Here is a 13,202-nt window from a genome sequence, read left to right on the forward strand (position 1 = left end):
GGCCGCAGTATCAGTGAGGATGGCGGATCAGCTAGCACCGTAAACTACGGATCAGTCTTGTGAAATGTTTGGAATACCATAATATGGTCTGCATCTGAGGGGCGACCCAGAGTCCCCCCGGTTTGGCTTCATACAAAGATAAGAACAGACAAACTCGAGTTCATGCATATGTCCCAGATGTCCCGGCAAGATCCGTTGATCGAGAATCACACGGTCGACTACGTCCCACTCGCGGAACGCCACGGGAAGGCCCGCGACCTTTTCACCTTATGGTTCAGCACCAACATCGCGCCACTGCCCATCGTCACCGGCGCCATGGTGGTTCAGGTGTTCCATCTCGATTTGCTTTGGGGGCTGCTGGCGATTGCGCTGGGGCACCTGATCGGCGGCGTGGTGATCGCTCTGGCGTCGGCGCAAGGCCCGCGCATGGGCATTCCGCAAATGGTCCAGAGTCGTGGTCAGTTCGGGCGTTACGGCGCACTGCTGATCGTGTTTTTTGCGGCGCTGATCTACATCGGTTTCTTCATTTCCAACATCGTGCTGGCCGGTAAATCGATTGTCGGCATCGCACCGTCGGTACCGGCGCCGCTGAGCATTCTGATTGGCGCACTGGCGGCCACGGCGATTGGCGTGATCGGCTACAACTTCATCCATACACTGAACCGCATCGGCACCTGGGTGATGGGCAGTGCGTTGCTCGCCGGTTTCATCTACATCTTCGCCCACGACTTGCCGGCAGACTTCCTGACGCGCGGCAGCTTCAACCTGTCGGGCTGGCTGGCGACGGTGTCGCTGGGGATCATCTGGCAGATCAGCTTCTCGCCGTACGTGTCCGATTATTCGCGTTACCTGCCGGCGGATATCGGCATCGCCAATCCGTTCTGGGCCACTTATCTGGGCGCGACGCTGGGGACGATTCTGTCGTTCAGCTTCGGCGCCGTAGCGGTGCTGGCAACGCCGGAAGGCACCGAAGCGATGGCTGCGGTCAAGCAGTCCACCGGGTGGCTGGGGCCGATTCTGATGGTGCTGTTCCTGCTCAATATCATCAGCCACAACGCGCTGAATCTGTACGGCGCGGTGCTGTCGATCATCACCTCGATCCAGACCTTTGCCAGTCAGTGGACGCCGAGCATCAAGGTGCGTGTGCTGTTGTCGAGCGTGGTGCTGGCGGGGTGCTGCGTGGTGGCGCTGGGGGCCTCGGCGAATTTCATTTCGCAGTTCATCGGACTGATTCTGGCGTTGCTGCTGGTGTTGGTGCCGTGGGCGTCGATCAACCTGATCGATTTCTACCTGATCAAGCGCGGCGCGTATGACATTAGCTCGATTTTTCGCGCGGACGGCGGCATTTACGGGCGCTTCAATCCGCACGCGATCATTGCCTATTTCATCGGGATCATTGTGCAGCTGCCGTTCGCCAATACCTCGTTGTATGTCGGGCCGTACGCCAATCTGGTGGACGGTGCGGATCTGTCGTGGCTGTTTGGCCTGGTGGTGACGGTGCCGCTGTATTATTGCCTCGCCACACGCGGGCAGACGCAGAAGCAACGTGGCGAGGGGATTTATCCCCGATCGGCTGCGAAGCAGTCGTGAAATCAGCGAGTGCGGGCCCCTTTGAGATGTAAAAGGGGGCCGCTTCGCGCCCCATCGGGGATGAATCCCCTCACCACAAGTGATCCCCGTCCAGCTTCCGCATTCCAGTGGTCATTCAAATTGGCCATTTCGATCCCCTTTTGGCCCATCCCCCACTGTGCCGCGACCCCGCGGTCGGCAAGAATCAAAGCCACAACGAAACGCTGGACCTTCCTTGCCCTTGGCTACCTTTACAGCCGCTGCCGTGTACAGAACATAAAAACCATCGATCTCACGTCGCATTCTGGGGAAACAACCATGGTCACGATGAAACGCATTCTGGGTGCCACCGTGTGTGGGCTGACGCTGCTGGCCAGCGCGGTACACGCCGAACAGCGCGAGCTGCGGGTGTACAACTGGGCGGATTACATCCTGCCGTCGGTGCCCAAGGATTTCGCCGCGAAGACCGGCATCAAAGTGACCTGGGACACCTTCGACACCAACGAATCGCTGGAGGCCAAGTTGCTCACCGGCAACTCCGGCTACGACCTGGTGGTGCCGTCGAACCAGTTCATCGACACTCAGATCAAGGCCGGGGTATTCCAGAAACTCGACAAGTCAAAACTGCCGAACTGGAGTCATCAGGATCCGGCGCTGCTCAAACTGCTCGACGCCAATGACCCTGGCAACCAGTACGGCGTGCCCTACATGTACGGCACGGTACTGATCGGTTTCAACCCGGCCAAAGTCAAGGCAGCGCTCGGCGACAACGCGCCGGTGGACAGCTGGGATCTGGTGTTCAAGCCGGAGAACATGGAGAAGCTCAAATCCTGCGGCGTGGCGATGCTCGATTCGCCGTCGGAAATTCTGCCGCTGGCCCTGCATTACCTCGGTCTCGATCCGAACAGCCAGAACCCGGCCGACTATGAAAAGGCCAAGGATCTGATGCTGAAGATTCGCCCGTACGTGACCTACTTCAACTCGGCCAAATACATGACCGACATCGCCAATGGCGACATCTGCGTGGCCATCGGATACTCCGGCAGCTTCTATCAGTTCGGCAACCGTGCGAAAGAGGCGGGTAACGGTGTGGTGGTCGATTGGCGTTTGCCGAAGGAAGGCGCGCCGATCTGGTTTGATACTTTCGCCATTCCGAAAAGCGCGAAGAATGTCGAAGAGGCGCATGAATTCCTCAACACCTTGCTCGATCCGAAAGTCATTGCGCCGATCAGCGACTTCCTCGGCTACCCGAACGTGAACAAGGACTCGATGCCGCTGGTGAACAAAGACATCACCGGCAACCCGAACCTGACGCCAACGCCTGAGGCCCTGAAAACCCTTTATGTAGTCCAGCCACTACCGCAAAAACTCGAACGCGTGCGCACGCGAGTGTGGACCAGCATCAAGTCCGACAAGTAACGCCGCGGTCACCTGTAGGAGTGAGCCTGCTCGCGATGCGTCGTGTCAGACGACATTGATGCTGGATGTGCCGGCCCCTTCGTGAGCAAGCCCACTCCCACCCTTTGATCTCGGCCAGCTCCGGATCCTCCATCCACTGACTATCACCTGTGGGAGCGGGCTTGCTCGCGAAGGCGTCGGGTCAGCCGACACCTTTATTGAATGTCGCACCGCATTGTGAGCAGGCTCACTCCTACAGGTTTTGTGGCGCGTTTTTACTCATCACCAGACTCAACACCACCGACCCCAGAATCACCCCGCCCACCACCGCCAGCGACCACTCCACCGGCATGTGAAACCATGGCATCAGCGTCATCTTGCCGCCGATGAACACCAACACAATCGCCAGTCCATACTTGAGCAAATGAAAGCGGTCGGCCATGTCCGCCAGCAGGAAGTACAGCGCGCGCAGGCCCATGATCGCGAAGATGTTCGAGGTGAACACAATGAACGGGTCGGTGGTGACGGCGAAGATCGCGGGGATGCTATCGACTGCAAACATCAGGTCGCTGGCCTCGATCAGCACCAGCACGAGGAACATCGGCGTGGCCCAGCGCACGCCGTTCTGCAGCACGAAAAAGCGCTCGCCATGAAAGCCCTGCGTGATCCGCATGTGCCCGCGCACCCAGCGCAGCAGCGGGTTTTTGTCGAGGTCCGGTTGCTGCTCGGCGAACATCAGCATCTTGATCCCGGTGATGATCAGGAACACCCCGAAGGCATACAACAGCCACTCGAACTGCGACACCAGCCACACCCCGGCGAAGATCATCGCCGCGCGCATCACGATCGCCCCGAGTACGCCGTACAGCAGCACCCGGCGCTGCAATTCCGGTGGCACGGCGAAGTAGCTGAAGATCATCACGAAGACGAACATGTTGTCGATCGACAGTGACTGCTCGATCAGATAACCAGTGAGGAATTCCAGCGTCTTGCGCTGGGCAATTTCGGCGCCGAACTCGCCGTGCAGATACCACCAGAGCAACCCGGCGAAAGCCAAGGCCAGTGCGCACCAGGCGATCACCCAACAGGACGCTTCCCGCACTGAAACGCGGTGTGCCTTGCGTCCGCCGAAGACGAACAGGTCCAGTGCAAGCATGGCGAGAACGAAGATGATAAACGCGCCCCACATCCATGGTTCGCCAATATTGATGTTGGTGGTTGGCATGGTTGGCTCCCTGGCTTTTATTGAATTAGGGTCAGGCAGGGCCATGCTAGCGGCGAGTTTAGATGTAAGAAAAATCGCTTATTTCTTAGCGACAGTTCGGGAAAAACGAAGTGTTGTACTGATGATGCGCGCATAGCGGTATGATCGCCGCCTTCATTGGGTCGGGCGAATGCCTTGTCCGGCAACGAAAAGGAGTTTCGTAATTGAATCAGCCAGTCAATGAGTTGCGTGCAGAAGAGGGGTTGGAACGCTACCGGAAATACTTGCGCATCGAGGTTTCGTTATTCATTGCGGCGATGCTCGGCGCATTCGTACTCAATGGCTACGCTCATCTGGAAAAATATTATCTGGTGCTGGATGTGCCGTTTGACCGATTGAATATCAGTGGTCAAAAGCTTGCTGCGTATGGCGCTGCAGGACTTGGCGCGATGATCGGCGCGTTACTGTTCGCCATAGCATTTGTCATTGCCGTTTCATTGATCATTGCCTTGACTGAGCGGCCGGGAAGGCTGCCGGTATCCCCGACAAATCCTCTGTGGCTTGTGAGGTTTCGCCAACGTGCAAGTGAATTGAACATCGTGTTCAAACTCTTCGCTTTTTCCGCAGTCCTGGCCGGATTTTCCATTCTGGCCTGGTATCTGACCGTCCACGTACCCTCGATGTCGGGCAGAAAATCTGCCCTGGATACCGCCGCGAAGTGCGAGGAGCGCACCTTGACCTTCCGCAGCCTGGACCGCTACACCGCCTGCCAGGTCGCAGAGTCTGAGGACATGTTGTATCTGCTCAAGCGCGACTCAAAAAACAACACCCAGGTTTCGTTTTATACCTTTCAGCTCCCCAAAGCCGGCCTTGTTGAAAGTAAGGGAGAAAGCAAGAAAATGAAATTCGATCCGGATGATGACGACGCGAAATAACATGACTGTCGGCATCAGGACCGATCAAGTGCGCGCACCTGATCGGTCATCTGGCGTGCCCGAGGAGGCTGCAGCTGCCGCCTCGGGTTAGTTATTTGCCACGGGCCAACGCCGGAGTACGCGGCGGCACCTGACGCTTCGAGTCAGTCGCCTCGAACGCCGAGGCCAGACGCAACAGATTCGAGTCATCGTAGGCACGACCGGCGAAGGTCAGGCCGACCGGCATGCCGATGTCGGCCATTATCCCCATCGGTACGGTGACAGTCGGCACACCGAGATGCCGGATCGCCAGATTGCCGTTGGCGACCCAGACACCATTGCTCCAGGCGATGTCCGCCGATTCCGGATTGATATCGGCATCTGCCGGGCCGACGTCGGCGTTGGTCGGGAACAATACCGCGTCGAGTTTCAGCGCATCCATCCAGTCTTCCAGATCAAGCTTGCGGGTCTTTTCCAGACCGCGCAGGCCATCGGGCAGCGTCGGGATCTGGTCCCACGGAGTGATTCCGCGCTCGGCCATGCGCACGTACTCGTCCATGCCGGCGGCCAGATCGCCTTCACGGTTGGGCAGGGTACCCGGGTCGTGCGGGAAGATTTTCGGCCCGTCGACATCGGCCAGGCGATTGAGCTTCGGATCGTCGTTGGCGCGCAGGAAATCGTCGAAGGCCCAGGCCGACAGATCCCACAGTTCGTGGTGCAGGAATTCCTTGGAGACGATGCCGCGATTGAACACGGTCGGCGCGCCGGGGCGGTCGCCTTCGCAGTTGGAAACCAGCGGAAAATCCACTTCGATGACTTCGGCGCCGGCCGCTTCCAGCGCGGTGCGGGCCTGGTTCCACAGGTCGATCACCGAAGCGCGGGTGTTGATCCGCTGCCCGGTCGGGCCGCCGATGCCTGGGGCTTCGCTGGTGCCGGCTTCGGGGTCGGCATTGATGTACATCTTCGGCACGCCGAGGCGTTTACCGGCCAGTGCATCGGACTTTACCGCCAGCTCGGCGTAGGAGGCCGGGCGCACCGAATCGACGCTCGGGATCGGTACCCACGGCTGCAGGCGCCACAGATCGCCACGGGTGTCGGGGTCTTCGGCGACCACAACGTCGAGCACTTCAAGCAGATCGGCCATGGTGCGGGCGTACGGCACCACCACGTCCATGGTCGGCGTCAGCGGCCAGTTGCCGCGCACCGAAATTACTCCGCGCGATGGCGTGTAGGCGCACAAACCGTTGTTCGATGCCGGGCCGCGACCGCTCGACCAGGTTTCTTCCGCCAGACCGAACGCCGAGAAGCTCGCCGCGGTCGCGGTGCCGGCACCGTTGGACGAGCCGGAAGCAAACGGTGCAGTCAGATAAGCAGCGTTATACGGGCTCTCGGCCCGGCCATAGACGCCACGCTGCATGCCGCCATTGGCCATCGGCGGCATGTTGGTCTTGCCCAGGCAGATCGCTCCAGCGGCGCGCAGGCGTTCGATGGTGAAGGCGTCGCGATGTGCCACCAGATCGGCGAATGCCGGGCTGCCGGAAGCCGCAGTCAGACCCTTGACCAGATAGCTGTCCTTGGCGGTGTAAGGGATACCATCCAGCGGGCCGAGGGTTTCGCCCTTGGCCCGGCGCGCGTCGGACGCCCGGGCTTCGGCCATTGCTTCGGGATTGCGCACCACCACGGCATTCAGTGCGGTGGCGGTGTTCGGGCCGTCGTAGGCGTCGATCCGGGCCAGATAGGCCTGCACCAGTTCAACCGCGGTGGTCTGGCCGGCTTCGAGCGCCGCGCGTAATTGAGCAATGGAGACTTCAGTGACTTCGATCATGCTGTTACCGCCGACAGGTTCGCTAAAGGGGTGGGTCATTATGGTTATCGTCGAAACGTGTGAAGAATTACCGATGGGCGAAACTCTACCCTGAACTTTGCCGAATGGCATGTGCTAATTCGATAAATATCGACAAAATTCAGCGAAAAAATTCCCCCGGTGTCTCACCAAACTGCTGGCGAAAAGCTGCGATGAACGCCGAGGTCGAGTCATAACCGCAGGCCAGAGCCACGTCGGTGACCCGTTCGCCGCGTTCCAGCGGGGTCAGCGCACCCAACAGACGCAAGCGCTGGCGCCAGGCGCGGAAGGTCAGCCCGGTGTCGCGTAAAAACAGGCGGCTGAGGGTTTTTTCGGTGACGCCGAATTTTTCGCTCCAGTGCTGCAGTGTGGTCTGCTGTTCCGGATGTTGCTCCAGGCTTTGATAGATCTGCCGCAGACGGCTGTCCTGCGGCAGCGGCAGCATCAGGTCGATCTGCGGTGCCTCGGCCAGTTGATCGAGGATCACCTGGGCCAGGCGGCCATGCGCGCCGCTCTCGTCGTATTCCACCGGGACCAGACTGAACGCACGAATCAGCTCGCGCAGCAGGTCGCTGACGCCCAACACATGACAACGCTCCAGCGCCCAGCCAGCCACACTGCAATCGATGTACAGGCTGCGCATTTCCGTGTGCGGCGAGCTGAACACACGGTGCGGCACGCCCGCCGGAATCCACACTGCGCGCTCCGGTGGCGCGACAAAACGCCCGGCGCTGGTCTGCACTTCCAGCACGCCCTGAATCGCGTACGACAATTGCACCCACGGGTGACTGTGACGCCGGGTCAGTGCGCGATTGGGCAGCGATTCGGTGCGCCCGTACAGCGCACGGGGCAGGCTGGGCAGCCCGGGAATGCTGCGTCGGAAGCTTTTCTCATGTCCTTTAGGCGGCATCTGTTGGCTCTTCGGCGTTAGTCGGTAATTTCTGCTCACGTTAGAGTCGCAGTCACGTACTGGCAACTCCCGGATGAACAAGCCCATGACTCGCCCAAGATTCCTGCCCGACAACTTCACCCTGACCCTGATCAGCGTCGTGCTGCTGGCCAGTTTCCTGCCGGCCAGCGGGCAGGTCGCGGTGGGGTTTGGCTGGCTGACCAACATTGCCATCGCGCTGCTGTTCTTCCTCCACGGCGCCAAACTGTCGCGTGAATCAATCATCGCTGGTGCCGGCCACTGGCGCCTGCACCTGTTGGTGTTCGGTCTGACCTTTGTGCTGTTCCCGCTGCTCGGGCTGGCGTTGAAACCGCTGCTGTCACCGCTGATCGGCGACAAGCTGTACATGGGCATGCTGTATCTCTGCGCGTTGCCGGCCACCGTGCAGTCGGCAATTGCCTTCACCTCGCTGGCCCGAGGCAATATCCCGGCGGCGATCTGCAGTGCAGCGGCGTCGAGCCTGTTCGGGATCTTTCTCACGCCGTTGCTGGTGACGCTGCTGCTGAACGTGCACGGCGACGGTGGCTCGACCCTGGATGCGATCCTGAAAATCAGCGTGCAACTTCTGCTGCCGTTTATCGCCGGGCAGATCGCTCGGCGCTGGATCGGCGCGTGGGTGGGACGCAACAAAAACTGGCTGAAGTTTGTCGATCAGGGTTCGATTCTGCTGGTGGTGTACGGCGCATTCAGCGAGGCGGTCAACGAAGGTATCTGGCACCAGATTCCGGTAGTCGATCTGCTGGGGCTGGTGGTGGTCTGCTGCATCCTGCTGGGGCTGGTGCTGCTGGCGTCGACCCTGCTGGGCAAGGCGTTCGGTTTCAGCCAGGAAGACCGCATCACCATTTTGTTCTGCGGTTCGAAGAAGAGCCTGGCCACCGGCGTGCCGATGGCACAGGTGTTGTTTGCCGGCAGCACGATTGGCGTATTGATTCTGCCGCTGATGCTGTTCCATCAGATTCAGCTGATGGTCTGTGCGGTGCTGGCGCAGCGTTATGCCAAGCGGCCGGAATCGGTGCCGGAGCTGATGGCGCAGGTTGATCCATAATGCAGTGATGCCCGGCGGTCAGCCATCGCGAGCAGGCTCGCTCCCACAGTTGACCGCGCAGGGCATTACAGCGCAAGAATCCTTCAGTCCTGAGTCACGTGTTTCGGGCCGGCCAGTGCCCAGGCAATCAGGCCAAACAACGGCACGAACACGATGGCGATAATCCACACGCCTTTGTTGCTGCCTTTGCCTGCGCTCTTGCGCACGCGGTTGATCGCCCACAATTCAACGATCACAAGAACGACGGCGAGTACGATCCAGACGGGTTCAATTTGCATGGGCTACCTCCTGATGGTCTTTCAGTTAGGTGAGTCCAAGCGCGCAGGGTTCATTTAAATTGTGCCGCTGCCTCCCGAATACTTCACCGCAGCGGCTGCCCGCGACGGCACATTGAGCGTTCGCAACAGCGACGACACGTGGATGCGCACGGTGAACGGCGAGATATCCAGTTCCCGGGCGATCTCCTTGTTGGTCTTGCCTTGGGCGATCAGCCGTAACACATCCTGCTGACGCGGGGTGAGGGCGGTGCCGGTTTCCAGCGGCAGCAGCCCGGAAGGCGCGAACCTGACCAGCACTTCGCCTTCGCGGATCGCCAGAATCGCCTCGCCGATCTCATCCGGGACAATGTTCTTGCCGATGAAACCGTCGATGCCGGCCGCCATCACCTCACCAATCAACGCCTCGTCGTCGACCATCGACACTACGATCAAAGTGGTGCGCGGCAGTTTTTTGCGCAGTTCGGCGAGTTGGCTGATGCAGGTCAGACCGGGGAAGCGCAGGTCGAGAATCAGTGTGTCCGGCTCGCTGCCGTCGGGCAGCAAGGCCAGCACGGCGTCGAGGTCGCCGGCCTCCTCGATAGCCGCCTCGGGCAACAAACGCTGCACGGTGCGCCGCATGGCTTCGCGAAACAACGGGTGATCGTCGGCTATGATGATGCGGCATGTCATGACGTGACCCTCCCTGGATCAGCGTGGTTTACGGCATGCACCTTAGCACCGCAAGCGCAGATTGCCTGCCGACCGCTGCTGAATCTGACGACTGTCGCACAAGGACGTTGCCCATGAAGTTCGAGAAAAACACCGAGCTGGATCAGGCCAATCTGCGGATCATCATCGCCAGCATTGCCATGGTTTACATCTGCGTGCTCGGTGTTTTGCCGGGGCAGCGCTTCGATACCTATCTGCCAGTGGTGGTCTACATCTCGCTGTTTCTGCTGGCGTCGATTGTCTTGCGCCAGGCCATCGCGCGCTGGCCGGGGCATTACCCGGCGCGACGAATATTCGCGATGATTCACGATTACACCGGCACCTGTTTCGGCCTGGTGCTCGGCGGTGAAGCGGCGTTGCCGCTGTACGCGGTGATCATCTGGGTCAACCTGGGCAACGGCATGCGCTACGGCTCGCGCTATCTGGCGATTGCCACGGGGTTGGCGCTGCTGGCGTTGCTGGCGGTCTATCGGTTGACGCCGGTGTGGCAGGCGCAGCCGTACATGGTGCTGATGTTGATGCTCACCAGCACCGTGATTCCGTTCTACGCGCACTTGCTGCTGGAGCGCACGCGCAAGGCCTCCGAAGAGGCGGTCGCGGCCAATCTGGAGAAATCGCGGTTTCTCGCTCAGGCCAGCCATGATCTGCGCCAGCCGATTCACTCCATCGGTCTGTTTACGGCGTGCCTGCGTGAATCGCGTCTGGGCGAGCAGGAGCGGCAACTGGTCGACAACATCGACCGTTCGCTGCTCAACGTCTCGCAGTTGTTCCGTTCGATTCTTGACCTCTACACCCTCGACAACGGGCGCATCCTGCCGAGGCTGCAGGTGTTCAATCTCGGCGAGTGGCTGGCCGACCTGATCCGCCAGAACGCCGAGGCGGCACGCTGGGCCGGTGTGGAATTGCGCCTGCGTCCGTGCCAGCACTGGGTACAGAGCGATCCGGCGTTGCTCGCGACCATGGTGCAGAACGTGCTTTCCAATTGCTTCAAGTACGGCGCGCAACGCCCGGTGCTGATCGGCGTGCGCAAACGCGGCGCCGGGCTGGCCATCGTGATTTATGACCGCGGCAACGGTATTGCCGAGGAGCATCTGCCGAAGGTCTTCGAGGAGTTTTATCGAGTGCGTCAGGTGCGTGACAAGGACGTGGAAGGCGTCGGCCTCGGGCTGTCGATCGTCAAGCGTCTGGGGCAGTTGATCGGCGTCGATGTGGCCTTACGCTCGCAGCTTGGGCGCGGCACGGTGGTCTCCCTGTATGGCTTGCCGGTGGCCGTGGCGCCGCAGTTGCCGGTCATGCGTGACGATGTGCGGCAGGCCGGCCTGTTGACCGGGCTGAAGGTGTGTCTGGTGGAGGATGATCGCAACGTCTTGCTGGCGACCTCGGCGCTGCTCGAGCGCTGGGGCTGCGTGGTGCAAGGCGAATTGAGCGGGCAGGGGCTGGTCACCGATTGCGACATCATCGTCGCCGATTACGATCTGGGTCCACATTCCACGGGCATCGAGTGCATTGACGAGGTGCGGCGCCAGCGTGGCTTTGCGGTGCCAGCGATGATCATCACCGGGCATGACATCGAGAAAATACAGGCGGCCTTGCACGACCGCCAAATTGCCATCCTGTCCAAACCGGTACGCCCGGCCGAGCTGCGCGCGACCTTGCGCAGCCTGCGCGACCGGCAAACCGAGCCGGCCGAGCAGGTTTGACTCAACGCTTGCAGAGGTAGTCCTGAGTGATGGTGGTTTGCAGGCAGTTGAACTGGCCCATGGTGCGGCAGATGTTCTTCTCGGAACCGGTCACCTCGGCGTTCTTGTAGCCCCAGGTCTTGCAGCGCTCCATCGCGACAGTCAGACCTTGTGCGGCGTTGGTCTGGCCGCTTTCGAACTGACCCAATTCGTAGGAGACCTGGACCACGCCGTCGTTCTTGCTGCCACCGGTGGCTTCCCATTGTTTGGGTGTGGCGCAGCCTGTCAGAGCGAGGGCGGTGAGAGTGAGAGTTGCGATCAGGATTTTCATGATGGAACGTAGTCCTTTACCGGGAGGAGGGATTACTGGAACGGAATCGGTGAGGCGCCTTTGGGCAGGCACGACAGCGGCGGGGTCATGATGCCCATGCTCGCCACGGCGATAATCGCGCCGCTGGGCAACTCGCAGTTGTACTCGCCGGCGGGGGTGTAGGCGGTGTAGTAGGTGAGGGTGCTGTCGCTGCGGATGTTGTCGATTTTCGACACCGGTTTACCGATGACCGTCTGGGCCCGTTCTTTCATGCTGGCTTCGGTAGGTTTGGCGGTCTGGCAGCCGCTGGCGCCAAGCAACAAGGCGCTGACGATCGCCACTTTGCACAGATTGGAATGCAGTTTCATGGTGTTTCTTCCTTGGTGTTGTTCTGATTTCCAGGCACAACGATCCCGCGCACTGCACAGCAGCAGTGTTGGGGAGCATCGGGGGTTGCGAGGGAATATAACGCCGGTGGGCGGGGCGGTCGATTAGCACAAATGTGCTAGTGCGGCGGAGGGAGAGGCGACCCAATGGGTCGCCTCGCGCCGATTACTGAGGGGAGTTGAACTGGTCGGAATAGCTGCCGGTCATCAGCGCCGACGCGACGCGATCAGAACCGACGCCGACGCGTGAGTAGGCATAGCGATTGGCGCCGACCTTGTCGGTGCCGTCGGAAGCCAGTGCGCCTGCGCCGACGTGATCGGAGCCATCGGAGGCTACTGCGCCCGCGCCGACGTGATCGGAGCCATCGGAGGCTACTGCGCCCGCGCCGACGTGATCAGAACCGTCCGAGGCGACTGCACCAGCGCCGACATGATCGGAACCGTCCGAGGCGACTGCGCCAGCCCCGACATGATCCGAACCGTCCGAGGCGACTGCACCAGCGCCGACATGATCGGAACCGTCCGAGGCGACTGCGCCAGCGCCGACATGATCGGAACCGTCCGAGGCGACTGCGCCAGCGCCGACGTGATCGGAACCATCGGAAGCCACTGCGCCAGCGCCGACATGATCGGAACCATCGGACGCCACTGCGCCAGCACCGACATGATCAGAGCCATCGGACGCCACTGCAGCGGCTCCGACATGATCCGAACCATCAGAGGCCACCGCCTGCGGCTGCGCAGCCCAAACCGTTGGCAACATCACGGTCGCCGCGACCGCAAGAATGGCGCCTGACAAAAGCGTGTGTTTCATGATTTTCTCCACGACCCATCAGCCACACAGCATTCGTTGGCCCGGGGTTGACCAGGTTGGCAATTGGCACGGGCGCGCTCGATGGGCGCACGGGTGTCGACGTTT

General features: G+C 60.7%; 13 protein-coding genes. 5 read left to right on the top strand and 8 right to left on the bottom strand.

Features of this window, described 5'->3' with window-relative positions; translation table 11 throughout:
- Positions 1-168: 168 nt before the first annotated feature.
- Positions 169-1,590, top strand: a complete 1,422-nt coding sequence (locus tag QRN61_RS11730; protein ID WP_285373837.1) for a purine-cytosine permease family protein — start codon at positions 169-171, stop codon at positions 1,588-1,590.
- 297 nt (positions 1,591-1,887) lie between these two features.
- Positions 1,888-2,988, top strand: coding sequence for a polyamine ABC transporter substrate-binding protein (locus QRN61_RS11735; RefSeq protein WP_047598364.1), 1,101 nt, complete (start codon positions 1,888-1,890; stop codon positions 2,986-2,988).
- A 232-nt stretch (positions 2,989-3,220) separates the two neighbouring features.
- Here QRN61_RS11735 and QRN61_RS11740 read toward each other — a convergent pair whose 3' ends face one another.
- Positions 3,221-4,192 (bottom strand): TerC family protein, encoded by a 972-nt coding sequence (locus tag QRN61_RS11740; protein WP_150368785.1) that lies wholly within the window; start codon positions 4,190-4,192, stop codon positions 3,221-3,223.
- 203 nt (positions 4,193-4,395) lie between these two features.
- Between QRN61_RS11740 and QRN61_RS11745 the strand changes: the two genes are divergently transcribed.
- Positions 4,396-5,106, top strand: a complete 711-nt coding sequence (locus QRN61_RS11745; protein WP_027613053.1) for a hypothetical protein — start codon at positions 4,396-4,398, stop codon at positions 5,104-5,106.
- Positions 5,107-5,197: 91 nt separating this feature from the next.
- Here QRN61_RS11745 and QRN61_RS11750 read toward each other — a convergent pair whose 3' ends face one another.
- Together QRN61_RS11750 and QRN61_RS11755 are read right to left on the bottom strand one after the other, a co-directional pair.
- Positions 5,198-6,910, bottom strand: a complete 1,713-nt coding sequence (locus tag QRN61_RS11750; protein WP_285373911.1) for an amidase — start codon at positions 6,908-6,910, stop codon at positions 5,198-5,200.
- Between the two features lie 139 nt (positions 6,911-7,049).
- The gene (locus QRN61_RS11755; protein WP_285373838.1) at positions 7,050-7,838 is read right to left on the bottom strand and encodes an AraC family transcriptional regulator; all 789 of its coding nucleotides are present in this window, start codon (positions 7,836-7,838) and stop codon (positions 7,050-7,052) included.
- An 85-nt stretch (positions 7,839-7,923) separates the two neighbouring features.
- Between QRN61_RS11755 and QRN61_RS11760 the strand changes: the two genes are divergently transcribed.
- The gene (locus QRN61_RS11760; RefSeq protein WP_285373839.1) at positions 7,924-8,922 is read left to right on the top strand and encodes a bile acid:sodium symporter family protein; all 999 of its coding nucleotides are present in this window, start codon (positions 7,924-7,926) and stop codon (positions 8,920-8,922) included.
- 83 nt (positions 8,923-9,005) lie between these two features.
- On the opposite strand, the gene QRN61_RS11765 is transcribed toward QRN61_RS11760, so the two are convergent.
- Both QRN61_RS11765 and QRN61_RS11770 read right to left on the bottom strand, forming a co-directional pair.
- On the bottom strand, positions 9,006-9,200 hold the full coding sequence (locus tag QRN61_RS11765; protein WP_027613057.1) for a PLD nuclease N-terminal domain-containing protein: 195 nt from the start codon (positions 9,198-9,200) through the stop codon (positions 9,006-9,008).
- A 54-nt stretch (positions 9,201-9,254) separates the two neighbouring features.
- Positions 9,255-9,869: a LuxR C-terminal-related transcriptional regulator gene (locus tag QRN61_RS11770; protein WP_225135293.1), complete on the bottom strand. Its 615-nt coding sequence runs from the start codon at positions 9,867-9,869 to the stop codon at positions 9,255-9,257.
- Positions 9,870-9,982: 113 nt separating this feature from the next.
- Between QRN61_RS11770 and QRN61_RS11775 the strand changes: the two genes are divergently transcribed.
- The gene (locus QRN61_RS11775; RefSeq protein ID WP_285373840.1) at positions 9,983-11,608 is read left to right on the top strand and encodes an ATP-binding response regulator; all 1,626 of its coding nucleotides are present in this window, start codon (positions 9,983-9,985) and stop codon (positions 11,606-11,608) included.
- Between the two features lies 1 nt (position 11,609).
- On the opposite strand, the gene yecR is transcribed toward QRN61_RS11775, so the two are convergent.
- The 3 genes from yecR to QRN61_RS11790 all read right to left on the bottom strand — a co-directional run bounded on the left by yecR (position 11,610) and on the right by QRN61_RS11790 (position 13,097).
- Positions 11,610-11,918: a YecR family lipoprotein gene (gene yecR, locus QRN61_RS11780; protein WP_027613060.1), complete on the bottom strand. Its 309-nt coding sequence runs from the start codon at positions 11,916-11,918 to the stop codon at positions 11,610-11,612.
- A gap of 32 nt (positions 11,919-11,950) precedes the next feature.
- Entirely contained in the window at positions 11,951-12,265 is a 315-nt protein-coding gene (locus QRN61_RS11785; RefSeq protein ID WP_027613061.1) for a hypothetical protein, read from the bottom strand.
- Positions 12,266-12,449: 184 nt separating this feature from the next.
- Positions 12,450-13,097 (bottom strand): phage infection protein, encoded by a 648-nt coding sequence (locus QRN61_RS11790; protein WP_285373841.1) that lies wholly within the window; start codon positions 13,095-13,097, stop codon positions 12,450-12,452.
- Positions 13,098-13,202 lie beyond the last annotated feature (105 nt).

It is taken from the genome of Pseudomonas sp. lyk4-TYG-107 (genome assembly GCF_030209055.1).
GTDB classification, from domain to species: Bacteria; Pseudomonadota; Gammaproteobacteria; order Pseudomonadales; family Pseudomonadaceae; genus Aquipseudomonas; species Aquipseudomonas putida_A.

Coding starts and splice junctions, on each gene's coding strand:
- QRN61_RS11765 (WP_027613057.1), bottom strand. CDS start 9,200: ATGCAAATTGAACCCGTCTGGATCGTACTCGCCGTCGTTCTTGTGATC.
- QRN61_RS11770 (WP_225135293.1), bottom strand. CDS start 9,869: ATGACATGCCGCATCATCATAGCCGACGATCACCCGTTGTTTCGCGAA.
- QRN61_RS11790 (WP_285373841.1), bottom strand. CDS start 13,097: ATGAAACACACGCTTTTGTCAGGCGCCATTCTTGCGGTCGCGGCGACC.
- QRN61_RS11760 (WP_285373839.1), top strand. CDS start 7,924: ATGACTCGCCCAAGATTCCTGCCCGACAACTTCACCCTGACCCTGATC.
- QRN61_RS11730 (WP_285373837.1), top strand. CDS start 169: ATGTCCCAGATGTCCCGGCAAGATCCGTTGATCGAGAATCACACGGTC.
- QRN61_RS11755 (WP_285373838.1), bottom strand. CDS start 7,838: ATGCCGCCTAAAGGACATGAGAAAAGCTTCCGACGCAGCATTCCCGGG.
- QRN61_RS11735 (WP_047598364.1), top strand. CDS start 1,888: ATGGTCACGATGAAACGCATTCTGGGTGCCACCGTGTGTGGGCTGACG.
- QRN61_RS11750 (WP_285373911.1), bottom strand. CDS start 6,910: ATGATCGAAGTCACTGAAGTCTCCATTGCTCAATTACGCGCGGCGCTC.
- yecR (WP_027613060.1), bottom strand. CDS start 11,918: ATGAAAATCCTGATCGCAACTCTCACTCTCACCGCCCTCGCTCTGACA.
- QRN61_RS11740 (WP_150368785.1), bottom strand. CDS start 4,192: ATGCCAACCACCAACATCAATATTGGCGAACCATGGATGTGGGGCGCG.
- QRN61_RS11785 (WP_027613061.1), bottom strand. CDS start 12,265: ATGAAACTGCATTCCAATCTGTGCAAAGTGGCGATCGTCAGCGCCTTG.
- QRN61_RS11775 (WP_285373840.1), top strand. CDS start 9,983: ATGAAGTTCGAGAAAAACACCGAGCTGGATCAGGCCAATCTGCGGATC.